Consider the following 17,666-nt stretch of genomic DNA (forward strand, 5'->3'; position numbering starts at 1 on the left):
TAAGGGGGGATCGAACGGCTCCCGTAGGGGATGCCGGCGCCCCCTGCGGGGCCACAACGGAGCGGGGGTGGACGGTATTCCCGCAGACCGTACCGCCCGCCCCCACGCGTACTGCCCGCCCCGGTGGCCGGGACGGGCAGTACGGACGTGATCGGGATCGGGGCGTCAGGCGCCCATCATGTGCACGCCGCCGTCGACGTGCACGATCTCACCGGTCGTCTTCGGGAAGAAGTCCGAGAGCAGACCGACGACGCCACGGCCCGCCGGCTCCGGGTCGGCCAGGTCCCAGCCGATCGGCGCGCGGTGGTTCCAGACGTCCGCCAGCTCCTCGAAGCCCGGGATGGACTTGGCGGCCATCGACTTGATCGGGCCGGCCGAGACCATGTTGACGCGGATGTTCCGCCCGCCCAGGTCACGGGCCAGGTAACGCCCGGTGGACTCCAGGGCGGCCTTGGCGACGCCCATCCAGTCGTACTTCGGCCAGGCGATCGACCCGTCGAAGGTGATGCCGACGACCGAGCCACCGCCGCGCTTCTCCATCAGCGGCAGCAGCGCCATGGTCAGCGACTTCAGGGAGTACGAGGAGACCTGCAGCGCGGTCGAGACGTCCGCCCAGTCGGCCTCCAGGAAGTTGAACGCGCCCTGCGGGCCGAAGGCGATCGAGTGCACGATGCCGTCGATGCCCTCGTCGTCACCGAAGTACTCGCTGACCTTGGCGGCCAGACCGTCCAGGTGCTCCGGGTTGGTGACGTCCATCTCGATGACCGTGGTCGGCTTGGGCAGCCGCTTGGCGATGCGCTCCACGAGCGAGACCCGCCCGAAGCCGGTGAGAACGACCTCCGCGCCCTGCTCCTGCGCGACCTTGGCCGCGTGGAAGGCGATGGACCCCTCGGTGAGGACTCCGGTCACCAGGATGCGCTTGCCTGCGAGGATTCCACTCATGCTGATCAGTGACCCATGCCCAATCCGCCGTCGACGGGAATGACGGCTCCGGTGATGTACGCGGCCTCGTCGGAGGCCAAAAAGCGGACCGAGGAGGCGATCTCCTCGGGCTGCGCATACCGCGCGAGCGGCACCTGCTTGACGATGTTGTCCCGCTGCTCGTCGGTGAGCACCCGGGTCATGTCGGTGTCGACGAAACCCGGCGCGACGACGTTGACGGTGATGTTGCGGCTGCCCAGTTCCCGGGCGAGCGAGCGGGCGAAGCCCACCAGACCGGCCTTGGAGGCGGCGTAGTTCGCCTGGCCGGCGCCGCCCATCAGGCCCACCACGGACGAGATCAGCACGACGCGTCCCTTGCGGGCCCGCAGCATCGCCCGGTTGGCGCGCTTGACCACCCGGAACGTGCCGGTGAGGTTGGTCTCCAGGACCGAGGTGAAGTCCTCTTCGGACATCCGCATCAGCAGCTGGTCGCGGGTGACGCCGGCGTTGGCCACCAGCACCTCGACCGGACCGTGCTTCTCCTCGATCTCCTTGTAGGCCTGCTCGACCTGCTCGCCGTCCGTGATGTCGCACTTCACGGCCAAGAACCCGGCGGGGGGCTCGCCCGAGCGGTAGGTGATGGCGACCTTGTCGCCTGCCTCGGCGAAGGCACGGGCGATGGCGAGGCCAATGCCGCGGTTACCTCCGGTGACCAGAACCGAGCGGCTCAAGAGATCACCCTTTCCCTTTTCTGTCCGTCCTGCGTTCGATACGAAACTATCGGTCACGGGCCCCTTCCGTGGAATCGAGCACGGACAGGCACGCGGCCCGGTCACTGTCGGGTCCCCACAGAACCCGGCCGACGCGCCACGGCGCGCGCGGGTGTCCTCTGGGCCGGGGGCGCGGCGCAGGGCATGATGCAGGCGCCGACCACGGGAGGACGCTTTGCCTGCTGCACCCCATGCCCACGCCCTCGACGCATCGTTCCTGGCCCTGCCGCTGCGCGCGCTGGCCGACGCCGCGCTGGCCCGGGCCCGCGCGCTGGGCGCCGACCACGCGGACTTCCGCCTGGAGCGGATCCGCAGTGCCTCCTGGCGGCTGCGGGACGCCCGGACGTCGGGGACCTCGGACAGCACCGACCTCGGCTACGCGGTGCGGGTGGTGCACGGCGGGGCCTGGGGCTTCGCGTCCGGGGTGGATCTGACGATGGACGCGGCGGCGCGGGTGGCCTCGCAGGCGGTGGCGATGGCGAAGCTGTCGGCGAAGGTGACCGAGGCCGCGGAATCGGGCGGGGCGGCGCGAAGCGCTTCCGTCGAAGGGTGGCGGTGGGCGACGGAATCGGGAGGGGCAGCGCGAAGCGCTTCTGACGAAGGGTGGCGGTGGGCGACGGGTGGGCGGGTGGAGCTGGCGGCGGAGCCGGCGCATCCGGACCGCACCTGGGTCTCCTCGTACGAGGTCAACCCCTTCGACGTGCCGGACGCCGAGAAGACCGAGCTGCTGGCGGAGTGGAGCGCGCGGCTGCTGGCCGCCGAGGGCGTGGCGCACGCGGACGCCTCGCTGATGACCGTCCAGGAGAACAAGTTCTACGCGGACACCGCGGGCACCAGCACCACCCAGCAGCGCATCCGGCTGCATCCGCAGCTGACCGCGGTCGCGGTGGACCCGGCCGGCGACTTCGACTCGATGCGCACCCTCGCCCCGCCGGTCGGGCGCGGCTGGGAGTATCTGACCGGCGGTCACTGGGACTGGGACGGCGAGCTGGCCAGGATCCCGGAGTACCTCGCCGAGAAGATGCGCGCGCCGAGCGTCGAGGCCGGCGCGTACGACCTGGTGGTGGATCCGTCCAATCTCTGGCTGACGATCCACGAGTCGATCGGGCACGCGACCGAGCTGGACAGGGCGCTGGGCTACGAGGCGGCGTACGCGGGGACCTCGTTCGCCACCTTCGACCAGCTGGGCAAGCTGGCGTACGGCTCCGAGATCATGAACGTGACCGGCGACCGGACCGCCGAGCACGGTCTGGCGACGATCGGCTACGACGACGAGGGAGTGGCCGCGCAGTCCTGGGACCTGGTCAAGGACGGGACCCTGGTCGGCTACCAACTCGACCGCCGTATCGCGAAGTCGACGGGCTTCGCGCGCTCCAACGGGTGCGCGTACGCGGACTCGCCGAGCCATGTGCCGGTCCAGCGGATGGCGAACGTCTCGCTGCGACCGGCGCCGGAGGGGCCGTCCACCGACGAGCTGATCGCCGGGGTGGAGCGCGGCATCTACGTGGTCGGCGACCGCTCCTGGTCGATCGACATGCAGCGCTACAACTTCCAGTTCACCCAGCAGCGGGCCTACGCGATCCGCGACGGGCGGCTCCGCGGGCAGCTCCGGGACGTCGCGTACCAGGGGGTCACCCCGGAGTTCTGGGGCTCGATGACCGCGCTCGGCGGGCCGCAGACCTATGTCCTCGGTGGCGCCTTCAACTGCGGCAAGGCCCAGCCGGGACAGGTCGCCGCGGTGTCCCACGGCTGCCCGTCCGCGCTGTTCCGGGGAGTGAACATCCTCAACACCTCGGCCGAGTCGGGGCGCGACTGAGGGTGCCCCTTCGGCGGCGCGGCCGGTGGGTAGTCTCTGCACCGGCGACCACCACCGCCGTCCCGCACCACCGCCGTCCCGCACCGCCGTCCGTCCGCCCGGTTCGAGGGCGTCAACACCGTGAACACCCTGCAGGAGGCCGGTCGATGAGCACGCGTACGCCCCGTACGAGCAGGCCGCACGAGATCGTCGAGCGGGCGCTGGAGTTGTCCCGCGCCGACGGCTGTGTGGTCATCGCGGACGAGCACTCCAGCGCCAATCTGCGCTGGGCGGGCAACGCGCTCACCACCAACGGCGTCACCCGCGGCCGCACCCTCACGGTCGTGGCGACGGTGGACGGCGGGCAGGGCACCGCGTCGGGTGTGGTCTCCCGTTCGGCGGTGACCGCCGACGACCTGGAGCCGCTGGTACGGGCCGCGGAGGCGGCCGCCCGGGACGCCGGGCCCGCCGAGGACGCCCGGCCGCTGGTCGGCGGCGAGAAGGCGTCCGCCGACTTCACCGACGCGCCCGCCGAGACCTCCTCGGACGTCTTCGCGGCGTTCGCACCGGCCCTCGGGGAGGCCTTCGGGCAGGCCCGCTCCGGCGGCCGTGAGCTGTACGGCTTCGCCCACCACGGCATGGTCTCGTCGTATCTGGGCACCTCGGCCGGGTTGCGGCTGCGGCACGACCAGCCCACCGGGACGCTGGAGCTGAACGCCAAGGCCCCGGGCGCCGACGGAGCGGTGCCCCGCTCGGCCTGGGCCGGGCGGGCGACCCGGGACTTCACCGACGTCGATCCGCGGGAGCTGGACGCCGAGCTGGGCCGGCGGCTGGGCTGGGCCGAGCGGCGGATCGAGCTGCCCGCCGGGCGGTACGAGACGCTGCTGCCGCCGACCGCCGTCGCCGATCTGCTGATCTACCAGATCTGGTCGTCCGGGGCCCGGGACGCCGCCGAGGGCCGTACGGTCTTCTCCCGGCCGGCCGGGGCCGACGAGGCCGCCGGCCGTCCCGGCGCCGGCACCCGGATCGGCGAGCGGCTCAGCGAGCTGCCGCTGACGCTGCGCAGCGACCCGGGGGCGGCCGGTCTGGAGTGCGCGCCGTTCGTGCTGGCGCACTCCTCCGGGGACGATGCGTCGGTCTTCGACAACGGGCTGCCGCTCGCGGCCACCGACTGGGTGCACGAGGGCGTGCTGAACCGGCTGGTGACCACCCGGCACAGCGCCGGGCTGACCGGCCTTCCGGTGGCGCCGGCCATCGACAACCTCCTGCTGGAGGGCGGCGGTTCGCGCTCCCTGGACGAGATGGTCGCGGCCTCCGGGCACGACGGTCCCGCGCTGCTGCTGACCTGCCTGTGGTACATCCGCGAGGTCGATCCGGCGACGCTGCTGCTGACCGGGCTGACCCGGGACGGCGTCTATCTGGTCGAGAACGGCGAGGTGACCGGTGAGGTCAACAACTTCCGGTTCAACGAGTCGCCGGTGGACGTGCTGTCCCGGGCGGTGGAGGCGGGCCGTACGGAGCGGACCCTGCCGCGGGAGTGGAGCGACTACTTCACCCGGGCGGCGATGCCCGCGCTGCGCGTCCCGGACTTCAATATGAGCTCGGTCAGCCAGGGGGTGTAGCAGCCGGACGGGACGCCCCGGCCCCGGTGGCGGACCGCATGCGCGCAAACCCGCGCGTGGGGACCGCTGCAATAGCAATATGCTTTAGCCCTGTCCCTTCCGGGGCGCCCTGTCCTCCCTCACGGGAAACCCGATCGATCAGGAACGCCATGACACGCCTCGGCGAATCCGTCGCCCGCGCCAGCACTCTGCTCTCCACCGACCTCTCCTCGGACGGCACCGTCCGGGAGCTGCTCAAGGAGACGGGCGACCGGCGCTATCTCGATCTGACGGACCTGCCCGCCAAGGAGCAGGCCGAGCTGATCGCGGCCCGTACGGTCGAGGTGCTGCCGGGCGTGGAGAAGCTGGCCGAGCGGATCGAGGAGCGCCGGGCGGCCGGCAAGGGCCTGCACATCAAGCTGGGCATCGACCCGACGGCGACCGATGTGCACCTGGGGCATGCGGTGCCGCTGATCGTGCTGAGCCGGTTCCAGCGGCTCGGCCACGACGTCACGCTGATCATCGGTGACTTCACCGCCAAGATCGGCGACCCGTCGGGCCGTACGGCAGAGCGCCCGCCGCTCACCGACGAGGACATCGCGCACAACCTCGCCACCTACCGCGAACAGGTCCGCCCCTTCTTCGACTTCGAGAAGGTCAGCTTCCGGCAGAACAGCGAGTGGCTGGCGCCGTACACCTTCCCCGAGCTGCTCGCGCTGCTCGCCCAGGTGCCGGCCTCGCAGCTGCTGCAGCGCGAGGACTTCCGCAACCGGCTCGCGGCCGGCTCCGGTCTGACGATGACGGAGCTGCTCTACCCCATCGCTCAGGGCCTGGACTCGGTGGCGCTGGAGTGCGATGTCGAGCTGGGCGGTTCCGACCAGCTGCTCAATCTGCAGATGGGCCGCAAGCTGATGGAGCTGCGCGGGCAGCGGCCGCAGCTGGTGGTGACCATGCCGCTGATCGAGGGCACGGACGGCACCGGCGCCAAGATGTCGAAGTCCAAGGGCAACTACGTCGGTCTGGGCGCGCCCGCCGACGATGTCTTCGGCAAGATCATGTCGGTGCCGGACCGGCTGATGGAGCCGTACCTCAAGGCGTGGACGGAGTGGACGGACGAGGAGATCGCGCTCGTCCTGGGCCGGGTCGCGGACCGCTCGCTGCACCCGATGGACCTCAAGAAGGTCCTCGCGGGCGAGGTCGTGGCCGCGCTGTACGGCCTGGAGGCGGCGATGGCGGCGCGCGCCGGCTTCATCGCGCAGTTCTCCAAGAAGTCCTTCTCCGACGTGGAGTCGCTGCCGGTCGTCGATGTCGCCGAGCACGGCGCGGAGACGGTGGCCGCGGTGCTGACCAAGGTGCTGGAGTTCACGCCGAGCGCCTCGGCGGCACGGCGGCTGGCCAAGCAGAACGCGCTGCGGCTGGTCGTGGAGGGCGAGGACGGCCAGCAGACGGTGGTGCTCGCGGAGGCCGAGGCGATCCGGCCGCTGAACGAGGTGCTGGCCGAGAAGCTGACGGACCCGGCCGGGGTCGCGTACCTCAAGGCCGGCCGGAAGCTGGCGCAGCTCGCGGGCCGCTGACCGGACGCGCTTGTGCGGAGGCGGCCGGTGCGCGTGAGTACGCACCGGCCGCCTCCGTTTTTTCCTGCCCCGGGCCGGAGTCGGCAGGCTTCGGGCGTCTCCCCCGGGCCTCTGAACCGCCGGACCGCTAGGCCGTTGTCTTACGGCCGCGCATGGATACCCACAAGCGGTCGCCGATGCCGACGACGAGGACCGCGCCGACCAGTTGCAGCAGGTGCCGGATCCAGTCGATGCCGCTGGTCTCGTTGACGCCGATGCCGGTGGCCAGCCAGTTGCCGAGGACGCTGCCCACCATGCCGAAGATCACGGTCAGCCAGAGCGGGATCTGCTGCTTGCCCGGGATGATGGCCTTCGCGATCAGGCCCAGCACCAGGCCCACGATGATCGCCCACAACCACGTCATGTCGCCTCCTCTTACGGCGCGGTGCGCGTGAGGGTCGCCCCGTCAGTGTCACTCCGCATCGGCTACGCCGCACGCCGGAGCCGATGATCCACCATTCGTCCCGGCGGACCCGGCCGAACGGGGGCAGGCCCCGGTCTCGAAGGCGGCGCAGGTGCGGCGTACCGTGGAAACCGACCGGAGACCGGGGAGAATCCGGCATGACCTAGCAGGTGGTGGAACGTGATGCGGAAGCAGAGCAGCGGCCAGGCCTTCCGGATCACAGGGGCTCGCCAGGGGCTGTCCGAGGACGTGCGCGGGCGGCAGCGGCGGTATGTGATCTCGATGGTGGTGCGGACGGTGGCCGTGCTGCTGACCGTCGTGCTGTGGAACGTCGAACGGCCCGTTGCCATTGCGACGCTGGTGCTGGGGATGGCGCTGCCCTATATCGCGGTGGTGATCGCCAACGCGGGCCGGGAGAACGCCCCTTCGCTTCCGAAAACCTTCGTCGCGGGGCCGACCAGGCCGATGCTGACGCCGGGTTCCCCCACCGCACCAGCGGAATCCGAACCGGAGCGGCCCGCGGCGGACACGTCCACGCCCCGCCCCGACGCCCACTGATCAGCATTCGGTCTGCAAAGCTCAAGAAAAGCTCAGATCAATCGTGGAGTTCCGGTGCACCGCGCACCATTCCCCGTGACATACTGCGTAACGCGCTCCGCATCCCCCGTCGGAGCGACGGACCGACGCCGGGCGGCTCCCCCCGTGGCTGCCCGGCGTCGTCATGTCCGCTCCCGGTCACGGCCTCCAGGGCCCCGGGCCGCAGGACGTAGGGTTGAGGCCGTGAACTCCCCTGATCTTCCCGACTCCACCGCAGGCGGCGACGCCGCGGTCATCTGTTCCGCCAAGGGCTGCCGAGCCGCCGCCGTCTGGGTGCTGGCCTGGAACAACCCGAAGCTGCACACGCCGGACCGCCGTAAGACCTGGCTGGCCTGTGAGGAGCACCGGGAGCATCTGTCGCAGTTCCTCGGCGTGCGCGGCTTCCTCAAGGACGTGGTGACGCTTCAGGAGTGGGAGGCTTCCACCGCCGGGAAGTGATGCCGGGCGCCGGGGAGCGCGCGGCGGGTCAGCCGCCGATCGAGGACATCGGCCGCTCGGGCTGCAGGAAGGACGGATCGTCCAGGCCGGAGCCCGCCTTCTTGCCCCACATCGCGCGCTTCCATATGCGCGCGATCTCTTCGTCGGGCGCCCCGGAGCGCAGCGCCGTCCGCAGATCGGTCTCCTCGGTGGCGAACAGGCAGGTACGGACCTGGCCGTCGGCCGTCAGACGGGTGCGGTCGCAGGCGCGGCAGAACGGGCGGGTGACGGAGGCGATCACGCCGACGCGGTGCGGTCCGCCGTCGACCTGCCAGCGCTCGGCGGGCGCGGAGCCGCGCTCGTCCTGGCCCTCGGGGGTGAGCTCGAAGCGGGTGCGCAGCGAGGCGAGGATGTCACCGGCGGTGATCATGCCGTCGCGCTTCCAGCCGTGCTGGGCGTCGAGCGGCATCTGCTCGATGAAGCGGAGCTCGTAGTCCTGGGCGATCGCCCAGGCGAGCAGGTCGGGAGCCTCGTCGTCGTTGAGACCCGGCATCAGGACGGCGTTGACCTTGACCGGGGTCAGACCGGCTTCGCGGGCCGCTTCGAGGCCGCGGAGCACGTCGTCGTGCCGCTTGCGGCGGGTCATGGCCTGGAAGACGTCGGGGCGCAGGGTGTCGAGGGAGACGTTGACGCGGTCGAGGCCGGCGTCGCGCAGTGCCGCGGCCGTGCGCTGAAGGCCTATGCCGTTGGTGGTCAGCGACATCTTGGGGCGGGGGGTGAGGGCGGCGACCCGCTCGACGATGCCGACCAGGCCGGGGCGGAGCAGCGGCTCACCGCCCGTGAAGCGGACCTCTTCGATACCCAGGTCGCGCACCGCGATGGCGATCAGCCGGACGATCTCGTCGTCGGTGAGCAGATCGGGCTTGGCGAGCCACTGCAGGCCCTCTTCGGGCATGCAGTACGTGCACCGCAGATTGCAGCGGTCGGTGAGCGAAACGCGCAGGTCGGTGGCCACACGACCGTAGGTGTCGATGAGCACAGGGCCCCCTCCCCGGGACGGACGGCTCGGGACGTCTTTTGACGTCCTGGTTCGCCTTGGTACGTCTCCCGTGTGGATCAGTACCTCTTCGAGCCTACGCGATGGGTGTGACAGCGAGCAGAGATGAGAAGCACGACGTGGGCGGGGTGGCGTCGTAGGGATCTACGACACCACCCCGCCCCGGTCCTGTACGGACGACTCAGTGCGCGCGCACCGTGCGGGCGGCTAGTGCGCCCCGGTGCCGGTCAGCGAGCGGACCTCCAGTTCGGCGTACTTCTTGACGTCCGGCTCCTCCTTGGACAGCAGCGAGCCCAGCCAGCCGAGCAGGAAGCCCAGCGGGATGGAGATCAGGCCCGGGTTCTCCAGCGGGAAGAAGCCGAAGTCCGCGCCGGGGAACATGGAGGTCTCCTTGCCGGAGACGACCGGCGAGAAGAGCACCAGGAAGACGGAGGAGGCGAGGCCTCCGTAGATGGACCAAAGCGCGCCCTGGGTGGTGAAGCGCTTCCAGAACAGGCTGTAGAGGATCGTCGGGAGGTTGGCGGAGGCGGCGACCGCGAAGGCGAGCGCCACCAGGCCGGCGACGTTCAGCCCGCGGGCGAAGACGCCCAGCACGATGGCGACCGCGCCGATGCCGACGGTCGCCCAGCGGGCCGCGCCGACCTCCTCCTTCTCGGTGGCGCCGCCCTTGCGGATGACGTTGACGTACAGGTCGTGCGCGAAGGACGAGGACGAGGCGAGGGTCAGGCCGGCGACCACCGCGAGGATCGTGGCGAAGGCCACCGCGGAGATCACGGCGAGCAGGATGGCGCCGCCGGTGGAGCCCGCGCCGCCGCCGATCGCCTCGGCGAGGAGCGGCGCCGCGGTGTTGCCGGCCTTGTTGGAGGCGGTGATCGTGTCGGGCTTGATCAGGGCCGCGGCACCGAAGCCCAGCGCGATGGTCATCAGGTAGAAGACGCCGATGATGCCGATCGCCCAGTTCACCGACTTGCGGGCGGCCTTGGCGGTGGGGACGGTGTAGAAGCGGATGAGGATGTGCGGCAGGCCCGCGGTGCCCAGGACGAGCGCGATGCCCAGCGAGATGAAGTCGATCTTCGAGGTGGCGGTGGCACCGTACTTGAGGCCGGGTTCCAGGAAGGCGGAGCCCTTGCCGCTGTTCTCCGCGGCCGCGCCGAGCAGCGCGGAGATGTCGAAGTGGAACTTGAGCGCCACCAGGAACGTGATCAGCAGGGTGCCGGCGATCAGCAGGACCGCCTTGACCATCTGCACCCAGGTGGTGCCCTTCATGCCGCCGATGCTGACGTAGAGGATCATCACGATGCCGACGATGACGACGACCAGGATCTTGCCGGCCTCGCTGGTGATGCCCAGCAGCAGGGTGACCAGGGCCCCGGCGCCGGCCATCTGGGCGAGCAGGTAGAAGATCGACACGATGATGGTGGAGGTGCCCGCGGCCGTGCGGACCGGGCGCTGGCGCATCCGGTAGGCCAGGACGTCGCCCATGGTGAACCGGCCGGAGTTGCGCAGCGGTTCGGCGACCAGCAGCAGCGCGACGAGCCAGGCGACGAGGAACCCGATGGAGTAGAGGAAGCCGTCGTAGCCGAAGAGGGCGATGGCACCGGCGATGCCCAGGAAGGACGCGGCGGACATGTAGTCGCCGGAGATGGCCAGGCCGTTCTGGAAGCCGCTGAACTGCCGGCCGCCGGCGTAGAAGTCCTCCGTGCCCTTGGTCTGACGGCCGGCCCAGACGGTGATGCCGAGGGTGGCGGCGACGAAGACGGCGAACAGGGTGATGATCAGGGCGCGGTGCTCACCCGCGCCGCCGGCCGCGAGCTGGAGCACGAGCGGCTGCTGAGCGGGGGTCATGCGTCACCCTCCAGGCGGGACTTGATGACCTCGGCCTTGGGGTCGAGCTTGGCGGCGGCGTGCCGGGAGTACCACCAGGCGATCAGGAAGGTGGTCGCGAACTGGGCGATGCCGAGCACGAAGGCGACGTTGACGTTGCCGAGGACCTTGGTGGCCATGAAGCCGCCGGCGTAGCTCGACAGCAGTACGTACCCGAGGTACCAGGCGATGAAGGCGACGGTCACCGGGAAGGCGAACGAGCGGTGTGCACTGCGGAGTTCGTTGAATTCCGCGCTCGACTGCACCTGGATGTAGTCGGGCGGCTCATGCGTCCCCGGATCGATGGTGGGTGCGGCGCTCACGGAATCTCCTGACGCGAGGGGGCGGCTGGCTCGGGGCTGGTGCACCGGGTCCGCACGGGGGACGGTCCGGTCGACGTAAAGCCCGCGTAAGTGATGTTGATCACGCATGGTAGGGCCGCGCCACACGTTGCGACAGAGGGGCGTTGGTTGAATCCCCGAGGAAAATTCGGGGGAACGGCCGCGGCGACCGCCACCGCGCGCGGGGCGATTCGTTGAGCCCGATGTGAACCCGCCGCCCCATCAGGCCCCGCAGCCCTCCGCTCCCCGCCGGCGCCCGTACGGCAGCGTCCGGCTGCCGGCGCCGCTCACCGTCGCCCCGTCGCGGCCGCGCCCGGAGACCGCCCCGGCGGCGCGCCGCTGGTACGGCCCGCGGATCCCCCTGCCGCTGCTGAGCATCGCCACGCTGCGGCGCGGCGACTGACGGGGCGCCCGGCGGGCCAGGTCCCGCGAACCGAGCGGCGGCCCCAAGCTGACAGCACATCAATTCACCACTCCTGACAGGTTTTCTCCCCGTTCCATTGCTGTGCGTCAGTGATCGCCGATAACTTCACGTCTCACTGCATCCGCCCGTGCGCAAACCCGCGTACGGGCGGTCTCACGGATGATGTGGAGTACCCCCATGGCACATCCCCGATCCAGACGCATGCGGGCGCTGGCCGTACCGCTCGGGCTGGCCCTGACGGCGTCGCTCGGCTTCCTGCCGAACGCGGCCACCGCCGCGCCCCAGGACTCCGTCCCGGCCGCCGCGCAGGCCGACGGCCCGCTGCTCTCGTACGTCGTGAACACCACGCCCGGTCATGCCACCGTCGGCAAGGTGCAGAAGGCGATAGCCAAGGCCGGCGGGAAGGTGATCGTCGCCCATGAGCAGATAGGCGTGATCGTCGTCCACTCGGCGAACCCGCAGTTCGCCGCCACCATACGGACGGTGCCGGGCGTGCAGACCGCCGGCGCCAGCCGGACCGCGCCCCTGAAGGCCTCGGGCACCACCGACGTCGGCAAGCCGCAGAAGGTGGACCTGACGAAGTCGCAGCTCAAGGCGGCCGGCAGCGCGGCGAAGGCGAACGGCCAGGAGCCGCTGGAGCCGTTGCAGTGGGACCTGCCCGCCATCAAGGCCGACAAGGCCGCGCAGGTGAACCCCGGCAGCCGGGACGTCACCGTCGCCGTCATCGACACCGGCGTGGACGACACCCACCCGGACCTGAAGGCCAACTTCTCCGCGAAGCAGTCCGCCAACTGCGTCGGCGGCGTGGCCGACACCTCCAAGGGGTCCTGGCGCCCCTGGGACGCCGACAGCGACTACCACGGCACCCATGTCGCGGGCACGATCGCCGCGGCCCGCAACGGCGTCGGCGTGGCGGGCGTCGCCCCGGGCGTGAAGGTCTCCGCGATCAAGGTCAGCGAGCCGGAGACGAGCCTGTTCTACGCCGAGAGCGTGGTGTGCGCCTTCGTCTTCGCGGCCGACCACGGCGTCGAGGTCACCAACAACAGCTACTACGTCGACCCGTGGATGTTCAACTGCAAGGATGACGCCGACCAGGCCGCCATCGTTGACGCGGTCGGCCGTGCGGCGAGCTACGCCCAGCGCAAGGGGGCGATCAACATCGCCGCCGCGGGCAACTCCAACCTCGATCTGGGGGCCGCCAAGCTCCCCGACGCCAGCAGCCCGAACGACTCCACCCCCGTCGAGCGCACCATCAACCCGAAGACCTGCTGGGATGTGCCCACCCAGCTGCCGGGCACGGTGACCGTCGCGGCGACCGGCGTGCAAAAGCTCAAGTCCGGCTACTCGAACTACGGGCTCGGCCAGATCGATGTGGCCGCACCGGGCGGCGACTCGAAGCAGGTTCCCGAGCTGCCCGCCAAGAACGGCAACATCCTCTCCACCATGCCGGGCGGCGACTGGGCCTACCTGGCCGGCACCTCCATGGCGTCCCCGCATGTCTCCGGCGTCGCCGCGCTGCTCAAGAGCGCCCACCCCAAGTCCAGCCCGCAGGAGATCCAGTGGCTGCTCAAGCAGCAGGCGGACAACCCCGGCTGCCCCACGGGTGACGCGACCTGCACCGGCACCAAGCACGTCAACAGCCACTTCGGCTACGGCATCGTCGATGCCCTGGACGCGGTGAAGAAGTAACCGCGCGCCCCGCCCGGCACACCGCACGGTGTGCCGGGCGCTCCGGCCGGGCCGGCCTCCGTCAGCCGAGCCCGGCCGGGGGCCGCTCGCGGCCGAGGAAGGCCGCGAGCCGGTCGGCGGCGGTGGCCCCGGGCCGGGCCGGGCGCTCGGGCGCGAACGATCCGCCCTCGGTGCGCGGCGCGGCCCCGTAGATCCGGTGCGCCGCCGCCAGGGTCTCCTCGGCGACCTCCGGCGCGAGGCCGGTCGGCGCGCCCAGCGCCGTCGCCAAGTCCCAGCCGTGGGCGAGGAGTTCCACCACCACCTGCTGGACGATCATCGCGCCGGGTGCGTCGTGGGGCCCGTAGCGGCGGTGCAGCATCCCGCTGCCGGTGAACGCGGCGAGGGCGGCGCGCGCCGAGTCCTCGAAGGCGGCGATGTGGTCGTCGCCGAGGTGGTCGGCGGTGTGGTCGGTGCGCGGGTCGCCCTCGGCTATCGAGGCGGCCATCAGGTTCTCCCACACCATGTGGTCCAGAAGCCGCGCCACGCTCCAGTCCGCGCAGGGCGTCACCAGCGCGAGGTCCGCCGGTCGTACGGCGGCCACCAGAGCGCCGACGTCCCGGATCACCTGCCGGTAGGCGTACAGCACCCGTTGCGGGTCGGTCTCCTCGAACACGGAGCGGTCGACCTCCAGCGGCCGGAGGTGGGCGCGCAGGGCCGCGGTCGTCCAGGTGCCCGCGGCGCCCCAGTCAGGCGGGGCGGGCCGGCCGGTGACCGCGCACAGCAGCCGCCAGTAGCGCTCGACGGACGGCTCGGCCGCGGTCCGCAGCTGCTCCAGCAGCCGGGCGCGGGCGGATGGGCCGTCCTCGGCGGGCGCCTCGGCGGTGCCGGCCTGGGTGGGGAGCCAGGCGGCGACCAGCTCGGCGACGACGGGCCCCGCGGCCGGGGAGTCGGGGGCGATCCCGGCCGCTACGGCCGCCTCGGCGCGTGCACGCATCAGCTCGGCGACGCGCACGGCGGCCGCTTCCGCTTCCGCGCCGGCGCCCTCCGGCGCGGTGCGCGCGCTGTACTCGGCCAGCCTGCGCAGTGCGGCCGGCAGCTCCGGCTCGCGGACCAGGGCGGCCAGTTCGACCCAGGCGCCCAGCTGCTCGGGGGTGGGGGCGTCGGGCAGGTCGGGGACGGCGGCCAGCAGACCGCTGCGGTAGGCGGAGTCGGGTACGCCGTCCAGGGCGTCGGTCAGGAAGTCCGCGATGATCCGGCGGCGTTCATCGGCCGACAGGCGGGCCAGTTCGGTCATGTGGGGCAGCTCCTCTGCTGCGCTGTCCCGCTCGGCCACCGTTCGCAGCACGGCGCTCTGCAGCCGCAGGGTGCGGATCTGCGCGTCCAGCGCGTCCGCCCACTGCGCCGCCGTCTCGGCGAGCGTGCGCTCGCGCCGCAGTACGGAGCGGATCGCCGCCGTCCCGATTCCCAGTTCGCGCAGGCTGCGCACGATCTCCAGGCGGGCCGGGGCGTCGCCGCCGTACAGCCGGTAGCCCGCGGGGGTGCGGGCGGCGGGCGGCAGCAGGCCCTGGTCGGACCAGTTACGGATGGTCTTGACCGGGACGCCGGTCAGGCGCGCCAGCGCGCCGATGGTCAGGGGGCCCGCGCCGTCCTCGTACATGCCGTCCACTGTCGGGTCTCCCACGGGGGGAGACTCAAATCCGCCCGCCTTACGCGACGCCGGCCGCCGGGACGTCTCCCGTGTGGCGGGAGGGGGGCCGCGGCTCCGCATCGGCGGCGGACCGCAGGACGCCGATGGTCAGCGCGCACTGGGCGGCGACGTAGGTGACCATGATCCAGAACTGGGGGGCGGGCAGCTGCGGCCAGTGGGCGATACCGCTCGCGATCAAGGTGTCGGAGAGCAGGAAGAGCAGCCCGCCGGCCGTGGCCCAGGGGCCGGCGCGCAGCGCCCCGAAGGCCATCGCGGTCAGCAGCAGGCTGTAGCCGGCGACCGGGATGCGCAGCTCGGCCGGGAGGCCGGGCCACAGCAGGGCCACGGTCCCGACCAGCGCGGCGGCGTACGCGGCGGTGAGCGCGGCGGTGCGCCCCCGCCGCCCGGGGCCGGGTCCCGCTCCGTGGCGGGCGAACAGCAGCAGGTAGCACAGGTGCCCGGCGGCGAACGAGCCCATCCCCACCAGGAAGACGAGATCCCCGCCGATCTGGAGGAAGGTGTCGCCGCCGCAGCCGAACAGCAGCGCACCGGCCAGCAGCGCGGGGCCGCCGCGCGCCAGCACGTATCCGGCGAGCACCGGCATCAGCGCGGGCTTGGTGAGCTGCTCGACGGTCTCGGCTCCCGTGAGCAGCGCCACGAGATGCACGGCGGCCAGCACGGCGAACGCCACGGACAGCGGCCGCAGGCCGCCCGGCCAGCGCGGCGTCACGTCACGGGCTCCTCGACCGAGGCAGCCTGCCGGGCGGCGGCCGGCTCGGCCGCCCGCCGCCCGGCAGGCTGCCAGCCCGGTCCGCGGAAGACCCGTCCGGCGCGCTCGCTCCAGCTGTCCGCGGCCCGTACGTCGCGGGCGATGGCGACGTACTCGTGGGTGGCCACCCGCAGCGGGTTGTGGGTCTCGATGTTCTTGGTGAGGCCGTAGACGGGCTGCTCGGTCTCGGCGACGAACGAGCCGAACATCCGGTCCCAGATGATCAGGATCCCGCCGAAGTTGCGGTCCAGGTAGCCGCCCTGCGAGGCGTGGTGGACGCGGTGGTGGGAGGGGGTGTTGAGGACGAACTCGAAGGGCCGCGGCAGCTTGCCGACCCGTTCTGTGTGCACCCAGAACTGGTAGACCAGGTTGGCGCCGGAGGTGAAGGCGATCGCGGCCGGATGCACGCCGAGGGCGACCATCGGGACGTAGAAGGGCCAGACGGTCCAGGTCGTCCAGGGCTGCCGCAGGGCGGTGGTGAGGTTGAACTTCTTGCTGGAGTGGTGCACCACATGGCAGGCCCACAGGATGCGGATGACGTGGTGGCCGCGGTGCGACCAGTAGTAGAAGAAGTCCTGGGCGAGCAGCATCAGCAGCAGCGTCCACCACAGCACCGGCACCCGCAGCGGGGTGAGTTCGTAGACCGCGGCGTAGATCGCCACGATGGGTATCTTCCACAGCGCGTCGAAGACCAGGCTGCCCAGCCCCATGCCGACGCTGGTGGCCGCGTCCTTGGCTTCGTAGCCGGCCGCGTCCTCGTCGGGATGCAGGCGGTAGCTCACCATCTCGACCACGGTGAGCAGGACAAAGGCGGGTACGGACCACAACACGACATCGGGCAGGTGCGGCATGCACCGCACCATAAGGGCGGCGACAGGGGTGCCGCTAGGGGTTGTTACTCAGAAGTATGTGAGACGTGATGTCAGCTGCCCGGCACGGCGTACCGCCGGTAGCTTGCCGTCGTACCGCAGGCGCGGCCACGACGAGGGAAAGCGAGGCCCGATGACCACCGCACCCACCATCGCCCTGCTCGGCGGCGGCTTCTCCGACGATCCCGACACGCTCCTCGACGACTACGTGCTGGCCGCCACCGGGCGGGCGCGGCCGCGGGTGTGCTTCGTGCCCACGGCGAGCGGCGACGCACCGGGGTACATCGAGAAGTTCCACACCGCGTTCGGCGCGCGGGACTGCGAGGCGAGCCATCTGGAGCTGCTCCGGCGCACCGTGTCCGATCTGCGGGCGTTCGTCCTCGCGCAGGACGTCGTCTACGTCGGGGGCGGCAACACCGCCAACATGCTCGCCGTCTGGCGGCTGCACGGCCTGGACGCGGTGCTGCGCGAGGCGTACGCGGCCGGAGTGCTGCTGTGCGGCATCAGCGCGGGCGCGTGCTGCTGGTTCCAGAGCGCGTTCTCGGACTCCTTCGGCCCGCCGGCACCGCTCGCCGACGGGCTGGGGCTGCTGCCCGGCAGCCTGTGCCCGCACTACGACAGCGAGCCCGAGCGCCGCCCCGGCTACCTGACGGCCGTCAACGACCGCGCGCTTCCCGGAGGCTGGGCGGTCGACGACGGCGCCGCCGGACTGTTCACCGGCGGCCGCCTCACGGAGGTCGTCACCCGTACGCCCGGGGCCACCCTGCGCCGGGTCCGGGTGGACGGGAACGGTTCGGTGGAGGAGCTCCCGGAGACCGCCCGGGTACTCGGCCCCTCGACGGCCGCGTCCGTCTGAACCCGCCGCGGCGCT

Annotated in this window: 17 protein-coding genes; 8 read left to right on the forward strand and 9 right to left on the reverse strand. The window is 71.6% G+C overall.

Annotated elements, in window-relative coordinates; translation table 11 throughout:
- Nucleotides 1-165: 165 nt before the first annotated feature.
- Entirely contained in the window at nucleotides 166-942 is a 777-nt protein-coding gene (gene fabI / locus WAB15_RS10440) for an enoyl-ACP reductase FabI (protein WP_393501110.1), read from the reverse strand.
- Between the two features lie 5 nt (nucleotides 943-947).
- Nucleotides 948-1,652 (reverse strand): 3-oxoacyl-[acyl-carrier-protein] reductase, encoded by a 705-nt coding sequence (gene fabG / locus WAB15_RS10445; RefSeq protein ID WP_393501107.1) that lies wholly within the window; start codon nucleotides 1,650-1,652, stop codon nucleotides 948-950.
- 214 nt (nucleotides 1,653-1,866) lie between these two features.
- Here fabG and WAB15_RS10450 point away from each other — a divergent pair, with 214 nt between their 5' ends.
- The 3 genes from WAB15_RS10450 (at nucleotide 1,867) to tyrS (ending at nucleotide 6,661) form a co-directional block, all read left to right on the forward strand.
- Nucleotides 1,867-3,507: a TldD/PmbA family protein gene (locus WAB15_RS10450; RefSeq protein WP_407286048.1), complete on the forward strand. Its 1,641-nt coding sequence runs from the start codon at nucleotides 1,867-1,869 to the stop codon at nucleotides 3,505-3,507.
- Between the two features lie 146 nt (nucleotides 3,508-3,653).
- A complete protein-coding gene (locus WAB15_RS10455) occupies nucleotides 3,654-5,108 on the forward strand; it encodes a metallopeptidase TldD-related protein (protein WP_407286049.1) in 1,455 nt (484 codons plus the stop codon).
- Between the two features lie 149 nt (nucleotides 5,109-5,257).
- The gene (tyrS, locus tag WAB15_RS10460) at nucleotides 5,258-6,661 is read left to right on the forward strand and encodes a tyrosine--tRNA ligase (protein ID WP_399150019.1); all 1,404 of its coding nucleotides are present in this window, start codon (nucleotides 5,258-5,260) and stop codon (nucleotides 6,659-6,661) included.
- Between the two features lie 127 nt (nucleotides 6,662-6,788).
- On the opposite strand, the gene WAB15_RS10465 is transcribed toward tyrS, so the two are convergent.
- Nucleotides 6,789-7,064, reverse strand: coding sequence for a GlsB/YeaQ/YmgE family stress response membrane protein (locus tag WAB15_RS10465; protein WP_399150018.1), 276 nt, complete (start codon nucleotides 7,062-7,064; stop codon nucleotides 6,789-6,791).
- Nucleotides 7,065-7,286: 222 nt separating this feature from the next.
- On the opposite strand from WAB15_RS10465, the gene WAB15_RS10470 reads away from it, so the two are divergent.
- The gene (locus WAB15_RS10470) at nucleotides 7,287-7,661 is read left to right on the forward strand and encodes a DUF3099 domain-containing protein (RefSeq protein ID WP_399150017.1); all 375 of its coding nucleotides are present in this window, start codon (nucleotides 7,287-7,289) and stop codon (nucleotides 7,659-7,661) included.
- Nucleotides 7,662-7,883: 222 nt separating this feature from the next.
- Entirely contained in the window at nucleotides 7,884-8,138 is a 255-nt protein-coding gene (locus WAB15_RS10475) for a hypothetical protein (RefSeq protein ID WP_399150016.1), read from the forward strand.
- Nucleotides 8,139-8,166: 28 nt separating this feature from the next.
- Here WAB15_RS10475 and moaA read toward each other — a convergent pair whose 3' ends face one another.
- The 3 genes from moaA to WAB15_RS10490 form a co-directional block, all read right to left on the reverse strand.
- Nucleotides 8,167-9,156, reverse strand: coding sequence for a GTP 3',8-cyclase MoaA (gene moaA, locus WAB15_RS10480; protein WP_407286050.1), 990 nt, complete (start codon nucleotides 9,154-9,156; stop codon nucleotides 8,167-8,169).
- 225 nt (nucleotides 9,157-9,381) lie between these two features.
- Nucleotides 9,382-11,019, reverse strand: a complete 1,638-nt coding sequence (locus WAB15_RS10485) for a cation acetate symporter (RefSeq protein ID WP_399150014.1) — start codon at nucleotides 11,017-11,019, stop codon at nucleotides 9,382-9,384.
- Nucleotides 11,016-11,360, reverse strand: a complete 345-nt coding sequence (locus WAB15_RS10490) for a DUF485 domain-containing protein (protein ID WP_407286051.1) — start codon at nucleotides 11,358-11,360, stop codon at nucleotides 11,016-11,018. The genes WAB15_RS10485 and WAB15_RS10490 overlap by 4 nt, the downstream gene beginning before the upstream one ends.
- Nucleotides 11,361-11,583: 223 nt before the next feature.
- On the opposite strand from WAB15_RS10490, the gene WAB15_RS10495 reads away from it, so the two are divergent.
- Together WAB15_RS10495 and WAB15_RS10500 are read left to right on the forward strand one after the other, a co-directional pair.
- The gene (locus WAB15_RS10495; RefSeq protein ID WP_399150012.1) at nucleotides 11,584-11,781 is read left to right on the forward strand and encodes a hypothetical protein; all 198 of its coding nucleotides are present in this window, start codon (nucleotides 11,584-11,586) and stop codon (nucleotides 11,779-11,781) included.
- 198 nt (nucleotides 11,782-11,979) lie between these two features.
- Complete coding sequence (locus tag WAB15_RS10500; protein WP_399150011.1) at nucleotides 11,980-13,491, forward strand: S8 family serine peptidase; 1,512 nt, start codon at nucleotides 11,980-11,982, stop codon at nucleotides 13,489-13,491.
- A 61-nt stretch (nucleotides 13,492-13,552) separates the two neighbouring features.
- Here WAB15_RS10500 and WAB15_RS10505 read toward each other — a convergent pair whose 3' ends face one another.
- From WAB15_RS10505 to WAB15_RS10515, 3 genes are read right to left on the reverse strand one after another with little or no spacing between them, the layout of a single operon-like run.
- Nucleotides 13,553-15,151, reverse strand: a complete 1,599-nt coding sequence (locus tag WAB15_RS10505; RefSeq protein ID WP_407286052.1) for a TIGR03086 family metal-binding protein — start codon at nucleotides 15,149-15,151, stop codon at nucleotides 13,553-13,555.
- A 25-nt stretch (nucleotides 15,152-15,176) separates the two neighbouring features.
- Entirely contained in the window at nucleotides 15,177-15,887 is a 711-nt protein-coding gene (locus tag WAB15_RS10510; protein ID WP_407286053.1) for a lysoplasmalogenase, read from the reverse strand.
- Nucleotides 15,884-16,777 carry a sterol desaturase family protein gene (locus WAB15_RS10515; protein WP_407286054.1) on the reverse strand — a complete coding sequence of 298 codons (894 nt, stop codon included), beginning with the start codon at nucleotides 16,775-16,777 and terminating at the stop codon, nucleotides 15,884-15,886. Before WAB15_RS10515 ends, WAB15_RS10510 begins: the two co-directional genes overlap by 4 nt.
- A gap of 151 nt (nucleotides 16,778-16,928) precedes the next feature.
- Here WAB15_RS10515 and WAB15_RS10520 point away from each other — a divergent pair, with 151 nt between their 5' ends.
- Nucleotides 16,929-17,651, forward strand: a complete 723-nt coding sequence (locus WAB15_RS10520) for a Type 1 glutamine amidotransferase-like domain-containing protein (RefSeq protein ID WP_407286055.1) — start codon at nucleotides 16,929-16,931, stop codon at nucleotides 17,649-17,651.
- Nucleotides 17,652-17,666 lie beyond the last annotated feature (15 nt).

It is taken from the genome of Streptomyces sirii (assembly GCF_045690365.1).
Lineage (GTDB): Bacteria > Actinomycetota > Actinomycetes > Streptomycetales > Streptomycetaceae > Streptomyces > Streptomyces sirii.